Annotated in this window: 25 protein-coding genes and 1 other RNA gene; 4 read left to right on the forward strand and 22 right to left on the reverse strand. The window is 35.2% G+C overall.

Going from position 1 to position 22,811, the window contains the following annotated elements; translation table 11 throughout:
• The first annotated feature begins 19 nt into the window (after window positions 1–19).
• A complete protein-coding gene (locus tag KKI44_RS03315) occupies window positions 20–676 on the forward strand; it encodes an NAD(P)H-binding protein (protein WP_214589829.1) in 657 nt (218 codons plus the stop codon).
• Between the two features lie 74 nt (window positions 677–750).
• On the opposite strand, the gene KKI44_RS03320 is transcribed toward KKI44_RS03315, so the two are convergent.
• The 12 genes from KKI44_RS03320 to KKI44_RS03375 all read right to left on the reverse strand — a co-directional run bounded on the left by KKI44_RS03320 (window position 751) and on the right by KKI44_RS03375 (window position 11,526).
• Complete coding sequence (locus KKI44_RS03320) at window positions 751–1,545, reverse strand: tetratricopeptide repeat protein (protein WP_214589830.1); 795 nt, start codon at window positions 1,543–1,545, stop codon at window positions 751–753.
• Between the two features lie 59 nt (window positions 1,546–1,604).
• A complete protein-coding gene (locus KKI44_RS03325) occupies window positions 1,605–2,183 on the reverse strand; it encodes a glutathione peroxidase (protein ID WP_076390161.1) in 579 nt (192 codons plus the stop codon).
• Between the two features lie 21 nt (window positions 2,184–2,204).
• Window positions 2,205–2,867, reverse strand: coding sequence for a histidine kinase (locus tag KKI44_RS03330; protein WP_076390160.1), 663 nt, complete (start codon window positions 2,865–2,867; stop codon window positions 2,205–2,207).
• 90 nt (window positions 2,868–2,957) lie between these two features.
• Window positions 2,958–3,680, reverse strand: a complete 723-nt coding sequence (kdsB, locus tag KKI44_RS03335; RefSeq protein WP_214589831.1) for a 3-deoxy-manno-octulosonate cytidylyltransferase — start codon at window positions 3,678–3,680, stop codon at window positions 2,958–2,960.
• A gap of 85 nt (window positions 3,681–3,765) precedes the next feature.
• A complete protein-coding gene (locus KKI44_RS03340; protein WP_116099159.1) occupies window positions 3,766–5,019 on the reverse strand; it encodes a pyridoxal phosphate-dependent aminotransferase in 1,254 nt (417 codons plus the stop codon).
• A gap of 20 nt (window positions 5,020–5,039) precedes the next feature.
• A complete protein-coding gene (locus KKI44_RS03345) occupies window positions 5,040–5,948 on the reverse strand; it encodes a hypothetical protein (RefSeq protein ID WP_214589832.1) in 909 nt (302 codons plus the stop codon).
• 16 nt (window positions 5,949–5,964) lie between these two features.
• Window positions 5,965–7,680 (reverse strand): phospho-sugar mutase, encoded by a 1,716-nt coding sequence (locus tag KKI44_RS03350; protein WP_214589833.1) that lies wholly within the window; start codon window positions 7,678–7,680, stop codon window positions 5,965–5,967.
• A 134-nt stretch (window positions 7,681–7,814) separates the two neighbouring features.
• Window positions 7,815–8,426 (reverse strand): hypothetical protein, encoded by a 612-nt coding sequence (locus KKI44_RS03355; protein WP_214589834.1) that lies wholly within the window; start codon window positions 8,424–8,426, stop codon window positions 7,815–7,817.
• 8 nt (window positions 8,427–8,434) lie between these two features.
• The gene (locus KKI44_RS03360; RefSeq protein ID WP_214589835.1) at window positions 8,435–9,142 is read right to left on the reverse strand and encodes a GIN domain-containing protein; all 708 of its coding nucleotides are present in this window, start codon (window positions 9,140–9,142) and stop codon (window positions 8,435–8,437) included.
• A gap of 46 nt (window positions 9,143–9,188) precedes the next feature.
• Window positions 9,189–9,947 (reverse strand): hypothetical protein, encoded by a 759-nt coding sequence (locus KKI44_RS03365; RefSeq protein ID WP_214589836.1) that lies wholly within the window; start codon window positions 9,945–9,947, stop codon window positions 9,189–9,191.
• Window positions 9,948–9,958: 11 nt separating this feature from the next.
• A complete protein-coding gene (locus KKI44_RS03370; protein ID WP_214589837.1) occupies window positions 9,959–10,909 on the reverse strand; it encodes a glycosyltransferase family 2 protein in 951 nt (316 codons plus the stop codon).
• A gap of 17 nt (window positions 10,910–10,926) precedes the next feature.
• Window positions 10,927–11,526, reverse strand: a complete 600-nt coding sequence (locus tag KKI44_RS03375; protein ID WP_185204623.1) for a DUF4199 domain-containing protein — start codon at window positions 11,524–11,526, stop codon at window positions 10,927–10,929.
• Between the two features lie 131 nt (window positions 11,527–11,657).
• On the opposite strand from KKI44_RS03375, the gene ffs reads away from it, so the two are divergent.
• An RNA gene (ffs, locus tag KKI44_RS03380) (signal recognition particle sRNA small type) lies at window positions 11,658–11,755 on the forward strand.
• A 105-nt stretch (window positions 11,756–11,860) separates the two neighbouring features.
• On the opposite strand, the gene KKI44_RS03385 is transcribed toward ffs, so the two are convergent.
• From KKI44_RS03385 to KKI44_RS03400, 4 genes are all read right to left on the reverse strand, one after another.
• Window positions 11,861–12,547, reverse strand: coding sequence for a metal-dependent hydrolase (locus tag KKI44_RS03385; protein WP_214589838.1), 687 nt, complete (start codon window positions 12,545–12,547; stop codon window positions 11,861–11,863).
• 29 nt (window positions 12,548–12,576) lie between these two features.
• On the reverse strand, window positions 12,577–12,858 hold the full coding sequence (locus KKI44_RS03390; RefSeq protein ID WP_214589839.1) for a hypothetical protein: 282 nt from the start codon (window positions 12,856–12,858) through the stop codon (window positions 12,577–12,579).
• 9 nt (window positions 12,859–12,867) lie between these two features.
• On the reverse strand, window positions 12,868–13,797 hold the full coding sequence (gene menA, locus KKI44_RS03395; protein WP_214589840.1) for a 1,4-dihydroxy-2-naphthoate octaprenyltransferase: 930 nt from the start codon (window positions 13,795–13,797) through the stop codon (window positions 12,868–12,870).
• A 71-nt stretch (window positions 13,798–13,868) separates the two neighbouring features.
• On the reverse strand, window positions 13,869–14,705 hold the full coding sequence (locus tag KKI44_RS03400) for a 1,4-dihydroxy-2-naphthoyl-CoA synthase (protein WP_076390536.1): 837 nt from the start codon (window positions 14,703–14,705) through the stop codon (window positions 13,869–13,871).
• A gap of 777 nt (window positions 14,706–15,482) precedes the next feature.
• Between KKI44_RS03400 and KKI44_RS03405 the strand changes: the two genes are divergently transcribed.
• Entirely contained in the window at window positions 15,483–16,445 is a 963-nt protein-coding gene (locus tag KKI44_RS03405; RefSeq protein WP_250902065.1) for a transposase, read from the forward strand.
• A gap of 273 nt (window positions 16,446–16,718) precedes the next feature.
• Here KKI44_RS03405 and KKI44_RS03410 read toward each other — a convergent pair whose 3' ends face one another.
• Window positions 16,719–17,756 carry a tetratricopeptide repeat protein gene (locus KKI44_RS03410; RefSeq protein WP_214589841.1) on the reverse strand — a complete coding sequence of 346 codons (1,038 nt, stop codon included), beginning with the start codon at window positions 17,754–17,756 and terminating at the stop codon, window positions 16,719–16,721.
• Window positions 17,757–17,784: 28 nt separating this feature from the next.
• Window positions 17,785–20,376 (reverse strand): DNA gyrase subunit A, encoded by a 2,592-nt coding sequence (gene gyrA / locus KKI44_RS03415; protein ID WP_214589842.1) that lies wholly within the window; start codon window positions 20,374–20,376, stop codon window positions 17,785–17,787.
• Window positions 20,377–20,523: 147 nt separating this feature from the next.
• Here gyrA and KKI44_RS03420 point away from each other — a divergent pair, with 147 nt between their 5' ends.
• Entirely contained in the window at window positions 20,524–20,838 is a 315-nt protein-coding gene (locus KKI44_RS03420) for a DUF4286 family protein (RefSeq protein ID WP_214589843.1), read from the forward strand.
• A 183-nt stretch (window positions 20,839–21,021) separates the two neighbouring features.
• Here the strand turns inward: KKI44_RS03420 and KKI44_RS03425 are convergent, their stop codons facing one another.
• The 4 genes from KKI44_RS03425 to KKI44_RS03440 form a co-directional block, all read right to left on the reverse strand.
• A complete protein-coding gene (locus KKI44_RS03425) occupies window positions 21,022–21,318 on the reverse strand; it encodes a hypothetical protein (protein ID WP_214589844.1) in 297 nt (98 codons plus the stop codon).
• Window positions 21,319–21,425: 107 nt separating this feature from the next.
• Window positions 21,426–21,920 carry a GNAT family N-acetyltransferase gene (locus KKI44_RS03430; RefSeq protein WP_214589845.1) on the reverse strand — a complete coding sequence of 165 codons (495 nt, stop codon included), beginning with the start codon at window positions 21,918–21,920 and terminating at the stop codon, window positions 21,426–21,428.
• A 2-nt stretch (window positions 21,921–21,922) separates the two neighbouring features.
• A complete protein-coding gene (locus KKI44_RS03435; protein ID WP_214589846.1) occupies window positions 21,923–22,435 on the reverse strand; it encodes a DUF421 domain-containing protein in 513 nt (170 codons plus the stop codon).
• Window positions 22,436–22,673: 238 nt separating this feature from the next.
• Window positions 22,674–22,808, reverse strand: a complete 135-nt coding sequence (locus tag KKI44_RS03440; RefSeq protein ID WP_214589847.1) for a bacteriocin-like protein — start codon at window positions 22,806–22,808, stop codon at window positions 22,674–22,676.
• Window positions 22,809–22,811 lie beyond the last annotated feature (3 nt).

Consider the following 22,811-nt stretch of genomic DNA (forward strand, 5'->3'; position numbering starts at 1 on the left):
AATTAAAATCAAATTCTTTATGAAAGCTTTAGTTATCGGCGCAACAGGTGCTACAGGAAAAGACCTTGTGAATCAGTTACTTCAGGATAAAGATTTTGAAGAAGTAAATATTTTTGTGAGAAAACCTCTTGAAATTGAAAATGATAAACTTAAGGTGCATATCGTTAATTTTGAAAAACCTGAAGAATGGAAAGGTAAAGTAAAAGGTGATGTTGCATTTTCCTGTCTCGGAACAACTTTAAAAGCAGCCGGAAGCAAGGAAGCACAAAGAAAAGTAGATTTTGATTACCAGTACGAATTTGCAAAAGCTGCCAAAGAAAATAATGTAGATGATTATATTCTAGTTTCTGCTTACGGAGCGAATCCCCAATCTAAAATTTTTTATTCTAAAATGAAGGGCGAACTGGAAGATGCTGTAAAACAGCTTCATTTCAATAAAATAACCATTTTCAAACCGGGAATGCTGGAAAGAAAAGATTCTGACAGAACAGGAGAAGTTTTAGGAAGCCGTATCATTAAATTTGCCAATAAACTAGGACTGTTAGAAAGTCAGAAACCTTTACCGACAGATGTTCTGGCAAAAGCAATGATTAATTCTTCCAAGATTAAAAGCAATGGCTATTCAAGCATAAAACTGGGGAATATTTTTTGTTTTGCGGAAAAGAGCAATGATTAACTTTTGATTTCGACTCTATTTAACTATATTTTAACCAAATAGAGTCGAATAAATTTTGTAATCAATTATACAAATTAACCAAACTCTGAATTTAACTTTTTTCTGATTTCCTGAACTATAACTTTATCTTTTACCTTATCATAAGTTTTTTGAGCTTTTTTGATAAGTTTTTCGTCATTTTTACTTTTACCTACTTTTATCAGTGCAAGAGCATATAAAGAAAGATATCCATCATCTTTTTTATATGTTGAGTAAACGTCTTCAAGATATGGTAAAGCTACATCATAGTTTTCTTTTAAGGTATACAACATTCCGTACATATAAATAACATCATCCTTAACTTTTCCTGAAGTATTATATAAATTTTCGGCTTGCTTCAGATTTTTTAACCCATTATCATAATCTCCCATAACAATAGAAGTATTGCCAATTCCATAATATCCTTCAGGATTATCGGGGAAATATTTTATCATTTCCTCATACTTTTGTCTAGCCTTGTCAACCTTTCCGAATTTCATAAATTCTATGGCTAAATTCTGTTTGAAAATCGGAGCCTTATTTTGAGCGAGGCTATCTGCAACATAATATAAAGCAAGGGCTTCTTTGTGCATTTCCTGCAATCTGAAAAAATATCCAGCCATAAAATAAGCATCACAATATTTAGGATCTTTTTCTATTATTTTCAGAAGTAATGCCGTGACTCCTCCATAATACTGAGGGTATTTTAATCCTAAAAAAGCGGTCTCAAAGTTCTTTTTAGAATCTGCATGTTCCGGAGTGCAGTAATTCATTTTACCAGAAAAATAAAAGTCCTGTGAAAATGTTTTAACTGAAAAAATCAAAATAAAAATGGTTAGTAGTTTTTTCATAAATTTTAAAATAAAAAAGTGGATCAAAATCCACTTTACAAAAATATATTTTTTTGATATTATTTCAAATATTTGGTAATCGCTTCGTCCGTTGGTTTTGTTGTACTTACAAAAGAATCGATCAGTTTTCCGTTTTCATCTACCAAAAATTTGGTAAAATTCCAAAGGATGGTTGTATTTTTTACTCCGTTCAGGTCTTTTTCCGTTAAATATTGGAAGATTGGAGCTGTGTCGCTTCCTTTTACTGAAACTTTGGCAGCCATCGGGAATGTTACTCCGTAATTTTTCTGGCAGAAAGCTCCGATTTCTTTATTGCTTCCCGGTTCCTGACCTCCGAAATTGTTGGCAGGAAATCCTACCACGACCAATTTGTCTTTATATTCTTCAGCAACTTTTTCAAGATCAGCATATTGAGGAGTGAATCCGCATTCTGAAGCAGTATTTACAATAAGGATTTTCTTTCCTTTAAAATCTGCAAAATTAATCTGCTTTCCTTCTTCCAAGGCATCAACCTTGAAGTCGTATATTGATTTTCCCATAAGTTCTTTGGTTTTGGCTTTAGATTCTTCACTTTTTTTCTGAGCGCAGCTGTTGAAAAATGCAACAACTGATAAGAACATTAAAAATAACTTTTTCATAACTAAATTTTATTATCTGATTTAAAATTTAAATGTATTGGCAGGAAATACCTTATTAATATCAATCCTGTTGATGAGCATTACATAATCTCCGTCTTTTTTTGCACTGGAAGATTCTATTCTGAAAGGCATGGATAAATTTCCGACTTTTTTATAATCTGAATACGATAAAGTTTCATCTTTTTTTACTTCTTTCAGCAACATATAGTTTTTTGTGTCAAAATAATAGATGTTTTTGTTAACGTTTTTCGTTAATTCCACTTTATGACAGTAAATATTTCCTACCACTTCTTTGCCTAAATATTTCGCTTCAAATCCTTTATTTTCCCAGTCTATAAAATCATTGTCGAAACTTTCCGCTACATATCCTGCATATTCCTGAACTTTGTTGGTCGCATAATTCATAGCATATCCTTTTGATCCGTCGTAGCCTTCAATGGCTGTATCTTTTCCGCTAATGGTAATGACGGTTTTGGTAAGATTCGGACGCTGCTGATAAATTTTGATAGGATATTCATCCTTGATTCCCAGAATAACTCTTCCCTGCAGCAATACTGAATTTAATAGTTTCCAATTGGTTAATCCTCCGGACAATTCAATGTTTTTATCAATAATTTCTTTGGCGGTTTGCGCAAAAAAGGATTGTGAAATGATCAGGACGAATACTAAAAGTAACTTCTTCATTAATTTTATTTTATCAATTCAAATATAAGGCTTTTTTAATTTGAAAATTTGAAAATGAAACAATTTGAAAATGTGAATTACATCACATTTTTAAATTAATCTTCTTGCTTTTTCAAGGTCTTCCGGCGTATCTATTCCTACACCAACGAAATTGGTTTCTATCATCCTGATTTTCATGCCATATTCGAGATAGCGGATGCATTCTATCTTTTCTGAAATCTCCAGAGGTTTCATTTCCAGTTTTGAGAACTGGATCAAAGCGTGTTTTCTGAAGGCATATACTCCAATATGTTTAAAGTAATCAACATTATATGAAATCTCACGATGAAACGGAATTACAGAACGGCTGAAATACAGTGCAAAACCGTTGTTGTCGGTAATTACTTTCACGTTATTCGGATTCTCAATCTCTTCTTTTTCAGTAAGTTTTATTTTTAATGAAGCCAAAGAAATTTCCTGATTATGATCCTGATGAAAAACTTCGATCAGCTGTTGTAAAGGTTCTAATTTTAAAAAAGGTTCATCTCCCTGAACATTGATCACGATATCACAGTCGATATTCTGCACCGCTTCGGCAATACGGTCGCTTCCGGTTTCATGTTGACCGGTCATTACAGCTTTTCCTCCGTTTTTAGTGATTTCATCGAAAATAATTTCAGAATCTGTGGCAACAAAGACTTCATCAAATAAACCTGTTTCTACCACATTCTGATAAGTGGTGGTAATAACGGTTTTATCTCCCAACAACTGCATCAGTTTCGCCGGAAAACGGCTGGCTTCATAACGTGCGGGAATAACTGCGATAATTTTCATACTACCAATATAACAATTTAAAAATCTAACAGTGTAACAATTATTAAACTGTTACACTGTTAGATTGGTATATTTTTTCAATATTTTATTTTAAAGCGTTCAAAGCATTTTCCAGTTTTGGCATCATCACTTCAATTTCATCGATTGCCAAACCTCCTACAGAAGCTCTGAACCAAGGTTCTGATTTTTCTTCCCCGAAAGCAGAGAAGGGAACCAAAGCAACACCTGCTTCATTGATTAAATAGAATACGAGATCAGAAGAGTTTTCAATCACTGTTCCGTCCGGTTTTGTTTTTCCGATATAATCTAATTTAATGGTAAGATAAAGTGCTCCCATTGGCTCGATGCTGTCAACAGAAAGTCCTTTTCCTTTTAAATCCTGAATTCCGCCGTGAAGAACTTTCAGGCTGGCTTCCAGTTTACCTTTAAAATCTTCAACAAATTCATTCACATCTTCAGGATTTTCGTAATATTTTGCCGTTGCTTCCTGTTCAGGTTTTGGCGCCCAAGCTCCAACGTGCGTTAAAAGAGCTTTCATTTTGTCCATGATATGAACCGGACCAAACCCCCATCCTACACGAACTCCTGTTGCGGCAAGACATTTTGAAATACCGTCGATATACACCGTAAACTCTTTCATTTCAGGGAAAAGAGAAACCGGATCTACGTGTTCAGCCCCAAAAGTAAGGTTAGAATAAATCTGGTCGTACATTAAATATAAAGGTTTTTCGTCTTCACCTCTTTTTTTGTTTTCCGCTAAAACCAGTTCGCAGATTTCAGCAAGCTGATCTTTTGTAAACATGGTTCCGGTAGGATTTAACGGTGAACAAAGTGCCAGTAAAACGGCTCCTTCTAAATGAGGTCTAAGATCATCTGCAGTCGGAAGGAAATTGTTTTCAGGAGTGGTCTTTACTTCTACGGCATTGGCAGAAGTAAGGTAAGCATAATGATTATTGTTCCAGGACGGAATCGGATACACTACTTTATCTCCTTCATCCACGATTGTTTTGTACACCGCATAAATTAAAGGTCTTGAACCTGCCGTAATTAAAATATCATTTGGAGAATAATCTAAATTCCATCTGGTTTTTAAATCTTTGGAAACTTCTTTTCTTAAAGATAAAAGTCCGTTTGCAGGCGGATAATTTGTCAGATTATTCTGATAAGCTTTCTGAATTTCTTCCTTCAATTTTGCGGGAATCGGATAAATATTAGAATTCAAATCACCAATCGTAAGATTGGCAATCTCCGCTCCTTTTGCCTTTAAATCATTTACTTCATTACCAATTTTTACAATTTCAGAACCAATCAGGTTCGCCGCTAATTTTGAAACTTTCACTTTATTTTATTTAAATTTATTTAATATATTCTTCTAATATTTATTTTTCTTACAACTTCTTCTTCAGGAACTTTTGCATCCAGAAGGCTGATTAATTCTTTTGCCTTTTTAGCTACAGCAGAATTCGGATATTTCTTTATGATCCTATTGAATTCTTTCCTGTTTTCGTCATATATGGTTCCATCCAAAAACTCGTAAGTTGGTGTATTCTCCATACCGAATAAATAATCATACAAATAATTATTGTATATTTCTTTTACTCTGGAAATCAATGAATTTTTAGGATATTTTTTTATAAAATTTTCCCAAAAAACAGTCCTTTCTCCTAACTCTTTCCATGAAATTACCAATCCTGCATCCGCCGAATAAAGACCTTCGCTTTCTTTCGCTAACTGCTCGATATACGTATTATAATCAGGAGTTACTTTATCTTTAAATACAGAAAAATAATGATCCGGAACCGAATATATTTCGGTATATCCTTCTCCTACTTCTTTAAATTCAAGATCAGCTTCCTTCAGTTCGGCAATCAGTTTCTTTATATTTTCAGGAAACTTGTAACTTTTGCTTTCGGAATCATAATAATTCACATATTCTTCAAGGATCTTACTCAGACTTTCGCTTAAACAAGCTGTATATTTTTCACGAATCCTGATATAATCTTCGTATAATTTATCATTCTGTTCAGGTGAATTCTGAGCAATTTCTTTTTCCGTTTTCTGCTGATACCACTGAAACGCTGCAATATAATCTTCCGTCTTATTTCTGGAAGAACAGGCAGTATCAATAGGCTTAAACGAATCCTCTTTTGTTTCTGCTTTTGAAACGGTGTTTTTTTCTATATTTCCTGCAGAAGTTTTTGGTGCTTCTTTTTTGCATGAAAAAATAAAAACCAACAGAGTAAAAGCCGCTAAACTTCTTTTTATCATGAAGATCGATTTGAAATTAATCTAATTTCAAATCCTTTCTTACTTCTTCTATTTTTGCTTCTAAAGACTTCAATTTATCTCTGAAATCTGCTTCAGAAGTAACGGAATCTTTTACAGAAATATAGAATTTAATCTTTGGTTCTGTTCCTGAAGGTCTTACGCAGACTTTGGTTCCGTCCTGAGTGTAATAAATCAATACATTCGATTTCGGAATATCGTTCATTACTTGTTTCTCACCTTTTGAAACGATAAAATTAGTCTGTTCTTTAAAGTCTTTCACTTCTTCAACCAATGAACCAGCCAATTCTTTTGGAGGATTTTCACGGAAATTTTTCATCATATTCTGAATTTCTTCCGCTCCGTCTCTTCCTTTTCTTACCAGATTTACCAGTCCTTCATAATACATTCCCAACTCCTGATAAATTTCGATCATGTATTGGTACATCGTTCTTCCGTTGGCTTTACACCACGCTGCAATTTCGCAGGCTAAAACAATACTTCCGCAAGAATCTTTATCACGAACGAAGTCACCCGTCATGAAACCGAAACTTTCTTCGCCACCGCAAACGAATTTTTCTTTTCCTTCAAAATCACGGATCATTTTTCCGATCCATTTGAATCCGGTTAATCCAACTTTACAGTCTACACCAAATTTCTGTGCAATATCAAAGAAAATATCAGAAGTTACGATCGTAGAACCGATGAATTCTTTTCCGGTGATTCTTTCCTGCTTTCTCCATTCGTTTAAAATATAATACGTAAGGATCGTATTGGTCTGGTTTCCATTTAACAATTCAATTTCACCGTCAAGATTTCTTACCGCAATTCCCAGTCTGTCACCATCCGGATCTGTTCCGATCACGATATCTGCATTGGTAATTTTTGCCAAATCCATTGCCATTTCCAAAGCGGCAGGTTCTTCCGGATTTGGAGAATCTACCGTCGGGAAATTTCCGCTTGGGATCATTTGCTCTTTCACAAGATCAATTTTTTTGAATCCTGCTTTTTCCAAAGCCTTCGGAACGGTTGTATAAGTTGTTCCGTGAATGGATGTGAAAACGATGTTTAAATTTTCTTTTCCTACATTCTGATAGGTAGAATTTTCGATACATGCATCAATATACACATCATCCTGCTCTTCCCCGATCCATTCGATTAAATCATCATTTCCGTTGAATTTAATATCTTCAAATTTTGTAGAATAAACTTCATTGATGATTGCTTCATCGTGTGGCGGAACAATCTGCGCTCCGTCGTTCCAGTATACTTTGTAACCGTTATATTCAGGCGGATTGTGGGAAGCTGTTAAAACAATTCCTCCGTGACATTTTTTATTTCTCACAGTAAAAGACAATTCAGGAGTCGGTCTGTGATCCTTGAAAAGCAATACTTTAATTCCGTTTGCCGTTAAAACATCAGCCACCAGTTTTCCGAATTCTTTCGAGTTATTTCTTACGTCATAAGCAATCGCCACCTTAATTTCTCCTCCCTGAAACTGCTTTAACATATAATTGGCAAGTCCCTGTGTTGCCTGACCTAAAGTATATTTATTTAAACGGTTGGTTCCAACGCCCATAATTCCTCTCATCCCTCCTGTTCCGAATTCCAGTTCTCTGTAAAAAGAGTCTTCCAGATCAGGTGAATTGCTGTCGATTAATACCTGAACAGCGTTTCTTGTTTCCTCATCAAATGTTTCGCCCAACCAAAGTTTTGCTTTTTCTAATGTTGTCATATTTGTATTTTCTAATTTTTATAAAGTTCCGGTTTTAATTTCTTTGTTTTATCGTTTCAGCATTTGTCATTTTGACGAAGGAGAAATCTGTTTATAAAAGATTCTTCATTTCATTCAAAATGACAAGCACTTATTTATAGATTACTTGTCTCAATTTTTAAATTTGGCAGTCTTTCTTTCAAAGCATTTAATTTCAATTGCAAATCATTTAATTCAAAAACAGAATCTCCAAAAATCTCTTTGCTGATCTCAAAGCTTATTGTTGTAAAATCCTCAGAATTATCCGTTTTAATAATTTCCTTCGATACTGTTTTTCCTTTTTCAAAAATAAAATGACCTTCTTGTCTGTTGAAAATTGTCTTGAGTTCACATTTTTCAGAGACAGCATTAATTATTGCCATTCCAACCCGACAAAATTCATCACCTACTTCCAAATGCTTCTTCTCATTACTGCATGCGCCGATTTTGGTCATAATGCATTCTGCTATAGTTAAATCGTGAGATTTTTCTAAAGACATTCCTGCATTATATTCAATTTTTAATGAGTTTCCTACAGCATTAATTATAATTTCACTACAATTTTCATCAAAATATTCATCAATAGCGTGACATAAAGATCCAAATACAAGAGCATTTAAATTATTTTCTTTAAAACAGTCTTCAAAATACATTTTAGGACGAAGTCTTACATGCTCCATTCCTTCTAAGCTTTGAATACTATTCGCTGTGTATTTTTTTTCTTCCAACTTACTTCTCAATCCAATTTCTTATTCTCCACTCTTGTACTTTTATCAATTTTAAAAACCCTAACCGGATCATTATAATACACAAATTTTGCCGTATTCTGAATATGTCCTTTTAATGAATCTTTTACATTGACTTCGGCGTAATTTCCGTTTTTAGAGTCGATATTCAGGTTTTCAATTTTCCAGTAAGGAGCGATTAAACTTGCTGTATCAGATACTTTAATGACAGCATCTTTTGTTTGCCCCAGAAAATTGGCCCTGCTTCGGTTCATCATTTCCACTTCTGCCCTTCTTGTATTTACCGAACCCATAAAAGTAGCATAATTTTTTAAATTCAGCTTAAAATTATCGGTTTTAATTTCGCTCGAAATATTCATTTCTACAGAATCTGAAGCGGTTACTTTTTCCAGATTGTATTTTGAATAGATCGTTACATTATAAAAATCTACTCCTTTTGTTCCTCGTTTTTCTCTGATGGTCAGGGTTTTATCTTTTACATCCACATCAAGATTATCGGCGACATTCGGATAGGTTTCGATTTCTATAAAGTTTTTGCTTCCCCTTGCGTAGAAAACACGGAATTTCCCCTGCAAATCTAGATTTACAAATTCCGCTACCTCTACATCTTTTCTTTCGATATTTCCTTTCGGAGATATTTTACCACATGAAAAGAGAACAGAAAAAAAAGCCACATATAGCAAATTCCTCCATACCATACAGTTATATTTTTTTTTCATACTCGTACAAAAATAAGATATGATTTTAATTTTTATCATTATTTTTCAGATTAAAATTTTTTGTAAACCCTAAACTAAAATAAGAATTCTGAATAGAGTTTTCTATATATTTCCCATATTCCAGAGACAAGGTAAAGTTTTTGTCTTTAAAAGTATCTGTCACACTTCCATAAAAAAGAAAGTTATTATTCTGTAATTCCGTAGAAAAATCGGTAATTCCAATGCTTGCAGAATAGATCTGATTAAAATTATAATTAAAGAATAGATCTTTTATGAAACTGGGTTTCGCATTACCGTCAAACCATTGTACACTATAATCCAGTTCACCCGAAAATTTATCATTAAAATCTTTCTGAATCATAAATGATAAGAGCGGTACCAGAAAACTTTCATTCCTGTAGTTTTTTGAGCCCCAGTTTTTTGTCTGCACTTCGCCTAAAATGCTTATCTCGGGACAATATTTTCCCTCATTAAACACATTGGCTTTTGCACCGAAAGACAAAGGCTGGAGTCCGAATCCTGAAGGTTTTGTGTATCCAAAATTGATATCCGTGAAAATTTCAACATCTTTATTTATGCCTAATCTCAGTCTGGTGGCAGGTAAAGAAAAAGCCTGATTGCCTTCATCAAACTCAAACAGAAAAGTAGATTCCTGCTGTAAATGATTTTTCTCTATAATCGCAATATTCTGATTCGTAAAAACCCTTTTTATTTTCTTATGTTTAGTTTGCGAAAAAACCAGAAAAGGGAACACCAAAAAAACCGGAATTAATCGGGATTTCATTCTGATTTTATTTACAAAACTTCATCAATATTATAATTCTTATGCTCTCTGTTGGTTCTGATAATCATTTCTCCTAAAAATCCGGCTACGAAAAGCAGGGTTCCCATAATCATCATGGTTAAAGCAATAAAAAACCACGGATTATTGGTAATTAAATGACCATAAATTCCTCTTGCCACATCAATTAACTTTGAAACACCCAACCAAAGTGCAGAGAGAAAACCAAAGATAAACATTAAAGTTCCTACCGCTCCGAAGAAATGCATCGGCCTTCCTCCGAAACGACTTACAAACCAAAGTGTTACCAGATCCAGAAATCCTCTGATAAATCTTTCGGTTCCGAATTTTGAAGTTCCGTAAGGTCTCGCTTGGTGCTGAACTTCTTTTTCCGTAATTCTTCTGAATCCTGCATTTGCCGCCAAAACAGGAATGTAACGGTGCATATCTCCGTAAACATCAATTGATTTTACGACCTGCTTTTTGTAAGCTTTCAGTCCGCAGTTGAAATCGTGAAGATAAACACCGGAGACTTTTCTGGCTGCGGCATTGAATAATTTCGACGGTACGTTTTTCGTCATTACGTTATCAAAACGCTTTTTTTTCCAGCCGGAAACAATGTCGTAATTATCCTGAACAACCATGTTGTACAATTCAGGGATTTCTTCCGGAAAATCCTGTAAATCAGCATCCATGGTGATGATGACATCTCCGTTTGTTCTTTCAAACGCAGCATGAAGCGCCTGAGATTTTCCGTAATTTTTAGAAAATTTAATTCCGTGGATCTGAGGATGCTGTACTTTCAAATTTTCGATAATGCTCCACGAAAGATCCGTACTTCCATCATCTACAAACCAGATTTCATAAGATAAACTATTTGATTTACAAACGTTATCAATCCTTGAAAAAAGCTCTTCCAGAGAGGCTTCCTCATTCAGTAACGGAATAACTATAGATAAATTCATTTAATTTTAATAAAAAATTATTCTTGGTTTTGTTCTTCCTGATAGATTGTTTTTGTTCTGAAAAACGCTCCGAAAAACACTGACAAAACTACGTAAAATATAAGAATTGCCGCAAAATATCCTGAAAAATGACTTGCAGTAAGCATATCTTTTCCTTTCACCGCTTCCGGAGAGAAGCTTGGAAGCCTTTCTTTGTACTTTTTATCCAGTTCATCAATGTCTTTCTGGTGCTTTAAAACTTTTCTTGCAGAATAATATTCTTTATCCATTTCCGCTTTCTGTCTTGTCACATACTGATAATTCAGCAGTTTTTTCGCGTCTGTATCTACAAAATTTAAGAAAGCATAAATGCTGAAAATGGATAAAATTCCTCCGATAAACATGGGAACGAAAGCTCTTTTAAATGCTTCTTTGAAGCTCACCGTTCTATGGCTGCTCCAGTAAGATTTCACCGACCAGAACGCAGCTCCGGCATACAGAATCGGTAAAACGAAAGCATTGGCTTTCAATGAAATATCAAAATAATTAACTCCTGAAAAGAAGTAATACACCACGAAAAAAACGATCATCGTAGCGCCAAACAGTAAAATTCCTAATGTGGAAGGGCTCTTCGTCATATCTAATTTTTTTGAAAATTTCTGAAAAATTATTGGTCTGAATTTCAGCAAACTACCTCTGCAAGCCAATTTTTTCCATTAATTTTCTTTAATAAAGTTTTGAGTTTTGCAAAATATTCCTACCTTTGCAACGGCAAGTCCTAAACAACCAGCTCCTGAGAATCCTCCAGGGTGGGAACGCAGCAAAGGTAATCGGTCGTAGCGGTGTGATTTAGGTAGCTTGCCATTTTTTATTGGTTTAAGTTGAAGAGAGGTAATTGGATAATTATCTTTTTTTGTTTTTATATACTTCAACATTTTAATTCCTGTTTTCAAATTACCTCCCAACATTTATTTAAAATTCGAACGTCTCTCCCAGTTTTGGTAAAACAAGTTCTACATTTTTATCTTCAAAATGCTTTAATGCACTTTCATGATTAATTTCAATAGCAGGGAAAGTATCAAAATGACATCCGATTACTTTTGGAGTTTTTAATAATTCTGCTGCTGCAAATGCTGCCTTTCTCGGGCACATTGTGTAGTGACTTCCGATCGGAAGGATGGAAAGGTGTAAATTACCGTACAACCTTGGAAACAGCTCCATATCTGCCATTACTCCGGTGTCTCCTGCCATATACAGGTTTTTACCTTCAGGAAGCCTGAAAATATAGCCTACAGGAACGCCGCCATAACTTCCGTCCGGAAACGAACTTGTATGATGAGCCGGAACCATAGAAATTTTAAGATCATCGATTTTTGCTGATCCTCCTAAGTTGACATCGTCTGTGTTTTTTGCATTTTTAAAGTATCCGCAGATTTCGGGAACTGCAATAAGTGTTGCTTCAGGATGATGCTGTAAAACTTCCTCTACATCCGCAATGTGATCTCCATGAGCGTGCGTTAATAAAATATAATCGATTTTCTGTGCAGAAATATCGAATCCTGACTCTGCCTTTTTATAGTTGTAGAATGGATCTGATAATATTGTTTTGTCTTTGTACGTGAACAAAAAGCAATTTTGTCCTAAGTATTGTATTTTCATTTTAATTTATTTAAAAATTATATTTTGATTTAGTCTGAAATTGTTGAATTAAATAAAATCTGAAATATCATGAAGCCGGTAAGCATCAAGATAAAAATCTGGATAATAAGGAATTCCTTTATCAGCTTTATTTTTCCTGCTAAAAAAAGCACCGCCATAACCGCGTTTGTCAAAACAGCAATCAGGATTAAAAATGGCAGAAAGGCAATCTCTGAGAAAGACGCCCCATCCTGCATTTCATTAATTAAACTGTAAATTATAATGAATGCCGCTGCTACGGATAAACAGGAGGTAATTTTTAAAGCGGTCATATTATTATTTTAACCAAACAGATTAAGTCCTGCAGCAGTAAGAGCTGCAATCATAAACGTCATGATTCCTACCTGTTTCAGGAAAGGATCCAGTTCTCTCGGATTTTTTACGGTCATAATCTTTCTTCTGATTTTCATTAAAGGGATCATTAAGATCATCACAATAAACACTTTGTAATTCTGAGTCTGGAAAAAACCATTGACTCCTAAGAACAACAAAATTAAAATCAGAGGAAGCTGTAAAAGAATCATTTCATAAATCATTGCATTTTTGAAGCCGATTCTCAGTGCAAAACTGTTTTTCCCTGATAATTTATCGCTTTCGATGTCTCTCATATTGTTCAGGTTCAGAACAGCCATACTCATCATTCCGATCGCGGTTCCGGGCAGTAACATATCCCAGCTGAACGATTTGGTAAACAGGAAATAACTTCCGCAGACCGAAACAAGACCGAAGAAGATAAATACAAAAATATCTCCCAATCCCATGTATCCGTAAGGTTTCTTACCCACCGTATAACCAATTGCCGCTAAAATGCTCAAGATTCCCAAACCGATGAATATGTAAAATTCATTCATATAATTGGGAATAAACGCCACATATAAAAGGGCTACTGTTGCTATAAAAGATAAAACGGAGAAAAGAATAACTGCATTTCTCATCTGTTTTGCCGTAATTTTTCCTGAGGCTACTGCTCTTGCTTCTGCTTCTGTCGCTCTTTTGGCATCGGTTCCTTTTACTCCGTCTCCGTAATCATTGGCGTAATTTGAAAGGATCTGGTATAATAAAGTTACAACTAATGCCAAAGCAAAAATTCTCCAGTCCCAAATTTTACCTTCACCATAAAGCCTCCATTTTGCAATGAAAGCTCCCATAATAATTCCGCTGAGCGACAACGGCAACGTTCTAAGCCTTGCGGCTTTTATCCAATCTTTCATATGTATAGGTAATGAGTAATTGGTAATAAGTAATGTTTTTATTGCTCATTACTCATTGCCAATTACTTATGTTAAGATATCCACTGATCGTCTCCGAAATTCGGCTTTCTTTTTTCAAGGAATGCATTTCTTCCTTCTTTTGCTTCCTCCGTCATGTACGCCAGACGTGTTGCTTCACCTGCAAAAACCTGCTGCCCCACCATTCCGTCGTCTGTAAGGTTCATGGCAAATTTCAGCATTCTGATAGAAGTAGGAGATTTAGCTAAAATTTCCTGAGCCCATTCATAGGCTGTATCTTCCAGTTCTGCATGAGGAACCACTTTATTTACCATTCCCATTTCGAAAGCTTCCTGAGCGGAATAATTTCTTCCTAAAAAGAAAATTTCGCGGGCTTTTTTCTGGCCTACCATTTTTGCAAGATAAGCAGATCCGTAACCTCCATCGAAACTTGTAACATCGGCATCGGTTTGCTTGAAAATTGCATGTTCTTCACTTGCTAAAGTAAGATCACAAACCACATGAAGAGAGTGTCCTCCACCAACAGCCCAACCCGGAACCACTGCAATCACCACTTTTGGCATAAAACGGATGAGACGCTGAACTTCAAGAATATTTAAACGGTGTCTTCCGTCTTCTCCTACATACCCTTGATGTCCTCTTGCTTTCTGATCTCCACCACTGCAAAATGCCCAGCCTCCGTCTTTCGGACTTGGTCCTTCTCCTGAAAGCAGGACAACACCAATTTTCGGATCTTCATAAGCGTCATAAAAAGCATCGTATAATTCTGAGGTTGTTTTTGGTCTGAAAGCGTTACGGACTTCCGGTCTGTTGAAAGCAATTCTCGCTACCCCATTACATTTTTTGTACGTAATATCTTCGTATTCTTTGGCGGTTTTCCACTCAATCATTTTTGTAAAAATTTTTCTCAAAGATACGGAATTGCAGAGAATTTTAACATTGATTTTTGATGATAATCGTTGGAATTTTGGTTCGAATATCAGCTGTTTTTGATGCTAGAAATTATTTTAACCTGAGTTCGGGATAAGTCTTATTACACGCAACGTTAAACAAAGAGATTCAATTATCAGTAATTCAGCTTTTAAGATATACAAAGGCGTAAAACTTATCAAAGTAATACCATTTTTGTCTTTTTTAAATAAACGAAGTGCTTTTGTTTAGCTTACCAACTTTCAATAAGTAAAAAAATCTTTTGTTTTTCTTTGCGATAAATAAATACTATACTATAAATCAATTATTTAAATTTATTTCTTATCCCGAACTAAGGTTATTTTAATACAAATTTCGCTGCATCTTGTTTAACGGCTCATTGTTTTTAAATTACATCCTGTTTAAACTTTTTTACCGCAAAAGATGAAAAATATTTTGATACTTTAGTTACTTTTGGCTCAAAAAATTGAATAATGCTGAATATTTGAAAACTAACTTTATTCCAATACAAAACCCGAATTTTTTTTGAAGATTAAATTTGGGCAATAGAAACAGATTCTTCAATACGCTTCGCTTCTTTCATAATGACAGATATCTAATACTACATTATTAAAGCATGAAAATATTGGCATAATACTGAAAAATAGTTGGTAGAATCCTATCAAAACCTCATTGTTAGGCTGCTTGGAGGAAGTTTTATGAAACGTGTTTCATAAAACTTTTTCTTTGTCTGAAAAATGGCAAAAAAACGTTGTTGGTCTTGTTCAAGCCTGGAGGTAATTCGTTGGGGAAAACAAGGGGGAAAGCAAAGATTTAAATGTAAAAATTGCGGGATTTTATTTACTCAAAACAGAACGGAGCAGAGAATTAAAAATCGTTTTATCTGGTTCAAAAAATGGGTATTGGAAAGGCAGACCTACAAAACGCTTTGCAGAGACAGCGGTTATTCGAAAGATACTTTGCAGAAAACATTTTATACCATTTTAGAGCAGTCTCCTACCTTAAAGATCATCAAACGGGAAAAGGTGAATTTAAGAATGGATGCAACTTATTTTGCTCAGTTCTGTTTAATTGCTTATCAGGATGATTTTGATGGATATACACAGCTTATCCGTTTTACCGATGGAGAACATTATGAAGAAATCAGGGAAGATTTAAACAATCTTTTACGGCTGGGCGTAAAGCTGGAAAGCATTACTACAGATGGACATAAAAGCGTTTTGAAAGCCATAAATAAATCTGATGGAGACATCATTACTCAGAGATGTCTGGTTCATATTCAGAGAATGTGCCTGATCTGGCTCACAAAGTTTCCTAAACACATTGCCGGTCAGGAACTTCGAAAACACGTTTTATTATTACTGAAAATTAAAACACAAAACGATAAAATCTGGTGGAAAAATGAACTCAACGACTGGTATTTGAGACATCAGGATTATATTAATGAAAAAACAATTAATCTTGAAACCGAAAGATACTGGTATACCCACAAGCTTATCAGACGATCGTATTTTACTATAAAACGGGCATTGCCCAATATGTTTCATTATCTGGAAAATCCCAATATTCCTAAAACAACCAATGGTATTGAGGGATATTTCAGCCATTTAAAAAATCATCTCGACCTGCACAGAGGTCTCACATTGAAAAACCGAATCAATTTCATCAAATGGTATATTTATTTTTCTAACGAAAAATAGAGTTTTTTTAGCCATAAGGTTCATCCGATAATAAACGAAAAGGTGAGGGAAACCTCACCTTAAAACTATCGTTTTGAACATTAATCCTATTGCTGAAAAGTTGATCTCCACCAGTGCTTTTGTCCTCTTCGGATTAACATCCATAATTTATTAAAATATATCCTGAATTTCACCAACTATTTTTCAGTACATTACCAAAATATTTGTTTCTATTAAATAAAAAAAACCGAAACAAAAACGTTCCGGTTTATATTTAACTGTAAGTATCTGAAATTATTTCGCTGGCTGCTTTGCTGCCAATTCAGCTTCTTTAGCTTTCATTTCATTATACTTGGCTGTATTTTTAGATGTATTATACACATCCTTCATTACCTGAACAGCTGTAATATCGTTTGGTAATGCCTGAAGCCATTTTTCCCCGTAAGGAATTGCTTTTGTAAACCTTTCTTTTCTTGCTTCAATTAATTTTGTAGCATCGTCCGGTTTTGTTTTTCTTAATGCATTGATTTCAGCTACAGCTTTTTCATCATCTCCGATTACAGTGTACACTAAGTTCTGATAAGCATTGGCAAAATCAGGTTTCAATTCGATTGCCTTCTGGAAAGATGCAATTGCTTCTGCAGTTGTTGCAGGATTTTTTGCCTGAAGAACTCCTAAATTATACCAATTGGTAGCATCGGTAGGATTTTTAGCCAGCTGTTCTTTCAGGTTTGTCATGAATTTTTCTGTATTTCCTGATGCATACAGTGCACTTCCCTGATATTCTTTCAATTTGGCACTGTTTGGAAATTTAGCCAGTCCTTTTTCAATTAATGCTAAAGCTTCATCATTTTTCTTTGCATTGATTAATAAAGTTGCCAAAGTCTCATATAAATCCTGTTCAACACTTGGAGACTGTTCTGTTTTGAAGTCTGAATAATCTTTTGAAGATGTTTTCTTCAGTAATTCCCAGGTATTTTTATCATAGCTCGCCACCTGACCTGTTTTGTTATCTTTTGCAGTATAGGTGGTTTCAACACCTGTATAACCGGAATTGATAAGGTCTGTATATATTTTTGTAGCCTGAGGGATATCGTTTGCCAAAGCATAATTCAATCCTGAGTAATACATATATACTTTATTGTCCTGCCCGTTTGTTTTCAGTAAGTTATAAACTTCCATGAATTTAGGAGCCGCTGCTGCATAATTTTTCGCATTGTAAGCGTCCATTGCAACTTTATTGGCTTCCTGCAGTTTTGCATTAACATCTTCTTTTTGTCCGAAAACGAAAGCAGATGCAACAATAGCTATACCTAAAATTAGTTTTCTCATAATCACTATTTATATTAATTGTACAATATTATTCTTCAGATTCAGAATTCTCATTTCCTTCTGCCGGATTTTCGTTTTCCGTCTGAGGTGTTTCTGTATTGTTTTCCTGGTTATCAAATAGCGATCCTACAGCTCCTTCTTCGTTTTCTTCAGAATCGTCTTCCACATCTTTATCCATTTCTACTTTTGCAATAGCAGCAATTTCGTCATTCTTTTTAAGATTAATCAGTCTTACGCCCTGTGTATTTCTACCCATCACTCTCATTTCGTCCATTCCCATTCTGATGGCAACTCCCGATTTGTTAATGATCATTAATCCGTCTTCATCCGTTACATTCTGAATAGCAATAAGATTTCCTGTCTTTTCAGTAATATTCAGTGTGATAACTCCTTTTCCTCCTCTGTTGGTAATTCTGTAATCTTCTACCGCAGTTCTCTTCCCGTATCCTTTTTCGGATACCACAAGTACTGTTTCTTTTTCCACATCATTTACAACAATCATACCGATTGCCTCATCGTCTTCTTCCATGGCAATACCACGAACACCGATCGATCCTCTTCCTACTTCTCTTACCTTCTCTTCAGGGAAACGGATACATTTACCGTTTTTGGTAGCAATCATGATCTGTGAAGTTCCGTTCGTTAGATAAGCGCCTAACAACTGGTCATTATCTCTGATCTCAATAGCATTTACCCCGTTTACTCTAGGTCTTGAATATGCTTCCAGCGAAGTTTTCTTAATGGTTCCGTTTTTCGTTACCATCACAACGCTCATCTGGTTTACATATTCAGAATCTTTTAAGTTGTTGGTTCTGATGTAAGCTTTAATTTTATCGTCCGGTTCAATGTTAATAAGGTTTTGTACCGCTCTTCCTTTTGCCGTTTTGGAGCCTTCCGGAATTTCAAATACTCTTAACCAGTAACATCTTCCTTTTTCGGTAAAGAACAACATGTATTGGTGGTTGGTTGCCGAAACAATATATTCAAGGAAATCTGCATCTCTTGTTGTTGCCGCTTTGTTTCCTACACCACCTCTGCTCTGGATTTTGTATTCAGAAAGAGAAGTTCTCTTAATGTATCCTGCGTGAGAAATCGTAAGAACTACAGATTCATTCGGGATGATATCTTCGATAGACATTTCACCACCTGAATAATCGATTTCGGTTCTTCTTTCGTCTCCGTATTTTTCTTTAACTTCAATTAATTCGTCTTTGATGATCTGGAATCTTCTTGGTTCGTTTGCCAGAATATCTTCCAGATCTGCAATTTCTTTCATGATGGCATCATATTCATCACGGATCTTGTCAAGCTCCATTCCTGTTAAACGGGCAAGACGTAAATCAAGAATTGCCTGAGCCTGAATTTCAGAAAGCTCGAAAGCTTCGATCAATCCTTCTTTCGCAGCCTGTGGATTGGCAGAATGACGGATAATTGAAATCGCTTTATCCAAAGAATCCTGAGAACCGATCACTTTCATGAAACCTTCAAGAATGTGCGCTCTTTCTTTGGCTTTTCTAAGCTCGAACTGAGTTCTTCTTACGATAACTTCATGTCTGTGCTCTACGAAATGATGAATAATGTCTTTTAAGTTAAGCTGCTCCGGTCTTCCGTGAACCAATGCAATATTGTTTACACTGAAAGAGGTTTGAAGCGCTGTATATTTATAAAGTAAGTTCAGAACAACATTCGGGATTGCATCATTTTTAAGTTCATAAACGATACGAAGACCTCTTCTGTCCGATTCGTCTCTGATTTCGTAAATTCCCGGAATTTTTTCTTCTTTTACCAGTTCCGCAGTTCTGGCAATCATTTCCGCTTTGTTTACCTGATAAGGCACTTCGTTTACGATGATTGCATTTCTGTTCCCGATTTCTTCAAAAGCTACTTTTGCTCTCAGAACTACTCTTCCGCGACCAGTATGGAACGCATCTCTTACGCCATCGTATCCATAGATAATTCCCCCTGTAGGAAAATCCGGAGCAATAATGTGCTGCATTAATTCGTCAATTGAGATTTCTCTGTTGTCGATATAAGCGCAGATTGCGTCTACAGCTTCCGATAAATTGTGCGGAGCCATATTCGTAGCCATACCTACTGCGATACCGGAAGTTCCGTTGACTAAAAGATTCGGAATTTTTGAAGGTAAAACCGTCGGTTCCTGTAAACTGTCGTCGAAGTTATTCTGAAAATCTACCGTTTCCTTATCCAGATCCGAAAGGACCTCATCAGATATTTTTTTCAGTCTTGCCTCGGTGTAACGCATTGCTGCAGGCGGATCTCCGTCCATGGAACCGAAGTTCCCCTGTCCGTCTACCTGCGGATAACGCAAGCTCCAGTCCTGAGCCATTCTTACCATTGCATCGTATACAGAGGAGTCTCCGTGCGGGTGATATTTACCTAAAACGTCTCCAACAATTCTCGCAGATTTTAAATACTTTCGATTAGAAAAAACCCCTAATCCATACATACCGTAAAGTACTCTTCTATGAACGGGTTTCAAGCCATCTCTTACATCCGGCAACGCTCTGGAAACGATAACCGACATCGAATAATCGATATAAGATGACTTCATTTCATCAACAATGTTGATAGGAATCAGTCTTTCTCCTTCTTTTTGCATAAACAATTTTATTATAATGATAGTCAGACCCTTAGCTATACGTCTGAAAATTATTTTTTTTGTATTTTTATTAACGGGCTAATTTACGAAAAATTTGCCGATTTTTGCGGTAAAATTTATCTATAGAATCTTAAAAATTCATAAAATATGAGCATATTAAGCATAACGTTCCACTGCACAAAAAATAATCTTGAAGCCTGGGAAAATTACATGGATGAAACTTTGGTTTTAATGACGGAAAATCTGATGAACGTTAATCAATATATCCTTTCTGAAGTACACAGTGATTATATTGAAGAAGGCAAAAACTATAATCTTCTGCTTATTTTTGATAATGACGAGCTGAGAGAAGATTTCATCAAAAGCGAAATGGAAAATATTGCTGAAAGAATTGAAGCAAAATTCGGACAGGAAGTTATGATTTTCAATACTTTTCTGAATCCTAAGAAATCGAGGCTTTAAATTATTGAGATTAAGGTTGAGATTGAGATTTAATAAAATAAAAAGGCTGTATCACTATCGGTACAGCCTTTTGTATGTAAATAAATTATTAAAATTCCTTATTTATAAATCGATATTCAGAAACCAAATCTGCATGATAGCTAACAAAAAAAGCACTGAATTTCTTCAATGCTTATATTCTATTTATAAATTAACAATTACTACAGGTCTTGCCGGATATACTCTTTGCGGTGTTGGAGCATAATATACCCTTCTTACAGGTCTGTAATAATGCTTTTTATAATAACGTTTTGGAGGTCTTTGGTACACTACGGTTCTGTAATAGGTTCTGTGTGGACCTTTGTAATAATGTTTTTTAGGACCGTGTCCATAACCATGTCCTCTTCCGTGACCGTGACCTCTCTGCAAAGGTGCGGCGCTGTACAAAACAAAGGAAAAAACGATCAGGAATACTCCCAAAATTTTAGTCAGCATCTTCATAAATATATATTTTTCAAATTACATCATGAAAAATTACAATCCGGATGCCAATAATCGGTTTTTATTATTTTTATGTAAATATTTAAGAAAGTTTATTACTTTTTATGTTAAAATATTACCTCGCTTCTTCTTTCAAGCATAATTACATCTTTCCACCCGCCATTCAGCTTTCCTATTTTCTTTCTTGTTCCTACGGTTCTGAAACCATTTTTCTGATGTGCTTTCAGCGCACCTTCATTTTCCGGAAATATATTCACCTGCAGAGTCCAGAACCCATGATCTTCACTGTCCAGAATCATCTTTTTCAGCAAAACAGATCCTAAACCTTTTCCCTGATACTCATTATCAAAATAAACACTTACTTCTGCAACGCCTTTATAACTTTCTCTTTTGCTTACAGGCTTCAGCGCACACCAGCCAACAACTTCATTTCTTTCATTTTCCAAAACCCATCGGCAGTCGTTGTAATAATCCATATTCCACGCTTCAGCAGTAGGAACAGTTGTTTCGAAGGTCGATTTTCCGCCTTCAATTCCCTGTCTGAAAATCTCTAAAACTCTGGCTTCATCTTTCGGAAGCATTTCTCTAAGCTCGTAGTTCATGGCTAATGATATTTTCGTTTGTTTTTTCTTTTAATTCTTGAATAATGCGTCTGTTTGCTTTTATTGTCCTCGGAAACCACACTGATGTTTCCATCCACTTCCAGTACGGCAAGTCTTACCTCATCGAAACCTCCGACACCATGTTCTCTTACGGCTTCTTCCAGTTCATCCGAAGTTATTTTTACTTTATTTAAAGCTTTTTCGTCAACAACGCCATCTTTGATAAGAATAACGGGATCTTCTTCCATAAAACTTTTAAAAGAAGGACTTCTGAACATGAATCTTTTTAAGGTAAAATTAGCCGCAAAAAGAACCAGAGCAGCAATCAGTCCTCCCTGAAGCGAAGTATCCTGTCCTACCATGGCATTCTGCACAGCATTGGAAATTAAAAGCAGTAAGACCACATCTCCCGCATTAAGCTGCGAAAGCTGATTTTTCCCGAAAACACGGATTCCGATCACCATGAAAAGATAAACACAGAGAGAGCGCAGAACGACATCTAAAATGGGATTCACAACAGTTTCTATTATACTGTCAAATGTATAAATTTTTACGGTCTGTTGGAGAAGTTGGAAATAAAAAGTTTAGATAGATTGAATTATCATTTGCTGGGTGAATTGTTTATGTTGAATTTATCGAAGTACCTTTGCGAACAAAAAAGATTTTCAGGAATTTTAAAACAACTGTTGCGAACTTTGTATTAAAAATATTTGAAGCATAAAAAAACCGCCTTAATAAAGCGGTCTGAATTTGTTAAGGACATTGAGCAATCGGAACTTCACTGCAAACAACTTTGTTGAGTCTTTCACAGTACACACAGTATTGTTTCGGCTGTCCGCCATACACTGATTTCAGATCCGTCTTGCTTAGTTTCTTTAAATTTTTCATATT

Source organism: Chryseobacterium sp. ZHDP1 (assembly GCF_018603435.1).
GTDB classification, from domain to species: Bacteria; Bacteroidota; Bacteroidia; order Flavobacteriales; family Weeksellaceae; genus Chryseobacterium; species Chryseobacterium indicum.

Coding starts and splice junctions, on each gene's coding strand:
- KKI44_RS03315 (WP_214589829.1), top strand. CDS start 20: ATGAAAGCTTTAGTTATCGGCGCAACAGGTGCTACAGGAAAAGACCTT.
- KKI44_RS03320 (WP_214589830.1), bottom strand. CDS start 1,545: ATGAAAAAACTACTAACCATTTTTATTTTGATTTTTTCAGTTAAAACA.
- KKI44_RS03325 (WP_076390161.1), bottom strand. CDS start 2,183: ATGAAAAAGTTATTTTTAATGTTCTTATCAGTTGTTGCATTTTTCAAC.
- KKI44_RS03330 (WP_076390160.1), bottom strand. CDS start 2,867: ATGAAGAAGTTACTTTTAGTATTCGTCCTGATCATTTCACAATCCTTT.
- kdsB (WP_214589831.1), bottom strand. CDS start 3,680: ATGAAAATTATCGCAGTTATTCCCGCACGTTATGAAGCCAGCCGTTTT.
- KKI44_RS03345 (WP_214589832.1), bottom strand. CDS start 5,948: ATGATAAAAAGAAGTTTAGCGGCTTTTACTCTGTTGGTTTTTATTTTT.
- KKI44_RS03350 (WP_214589833.1), bottom strand. CDS start 7,680: ATGACAACATTAGAAAAAGCAAAACTTTGGTTGGGCGAAACATTTGAT.
- KKI44_RS03360 (WP_214589835.1), bottom strand. CDS start 9,142: ATGGTATGGAGGAATTTGCTATATGTGGCTTTTTTTTCTGTTCTCTTT.
- KKI44_RS03365 (WP_214589836.1), bottom strand. CDS start 9,947: ATGAAATCCCGATTAATTCCGGTTTTTTTGGTGTTCCCTTTTCTGGTT.
- KKI44_RS03370 (WP_214589837.1), bottom strand. CDS start 10,909: ATGAATTTATCTATAGTTATTCCGTTACTGAATGAGGAAGCCTCTCTG.
- KKI44_RS03375 (WP_185204623.1), bottom strand. CDS start 11,526: ATGACGAAGAGCCCTTCCACATTAGGAATTTTACTGTTTGGCGCTACG.
- KKI44_RS03385 (WP_214589838.1), bottom strand. CDS start 12,547: ATGAAAATACAATACTTAGGACAAAATTGCTTTTTGTTCACGTACAAA.
- KKI44_RS03390 (WP_214589839.1), bottom strand. CDS start 12,858: ATGACCGCTTTAAAAATTACCTCCTGTTTATCCGTAGCAGCGGCATTC.
- menA (WP_214589840.1), bottom strand. CDS start 13,797: ATGAAAGATTGGATAAAAGCCGCAAGGCTTAGAACGTTGCCGTTGTCG.
- KKI44_RS03400 (WP_076390536.1), bottom strand. CDS start 14,705: ATGATTGAGTGGAAAACCGCCAAAGAATACGAAGATATTACGTACAAA.
- KKI44_RS03405 (WP_250902065.1), top strand. CDS start 15,483: ATGGCAAAAAAACGTTGTTGGTCTTGTTCAAGCCTGGAGGTAATTCGT.
- KKI44_RS03410 (WP_214589841.1), bottom strand. CDS start 17,756: ATGAGAAAACTAATTTTAGGTATAGCTATTGTTGCATCTGCTTTCGTT.
- gyrA (WP_214589842.1), bottom strand. CDS start 20,376: ATGCAAAAAGAAGGAGAAAGACTGATTCCTATCAACATTGTTGATGAA.
- KKI44_RS03420 (WP_214589843.1), top strand. CDS start 20,524: ATGAGCATATTAAGCATAACGTTCCACTGCACAAAAAATAATCTTGAA.
- KKI44_RS03425 (WP_214589844.1), bottom strand. CDS start 21,318: ATGAAGATGCTGACTAAAATTTTGGGAGTATTCCTGATCGTTTTTTCC.
- KKI44_RS03430 (WP_214589845.1), bottom strand. CDS start 21,920: ATGAACTACGAGCTTAGAGAAATGCTTCCGAAAGATGAAGCCAGAGTT.
- KKI44_RS03440 (WP_214589847.1), bottom strand. CDS start 22,808: ATGAAAAATTTAAAGAAACTAAGCAAGACGGATCTGAAATCAGTGTAT.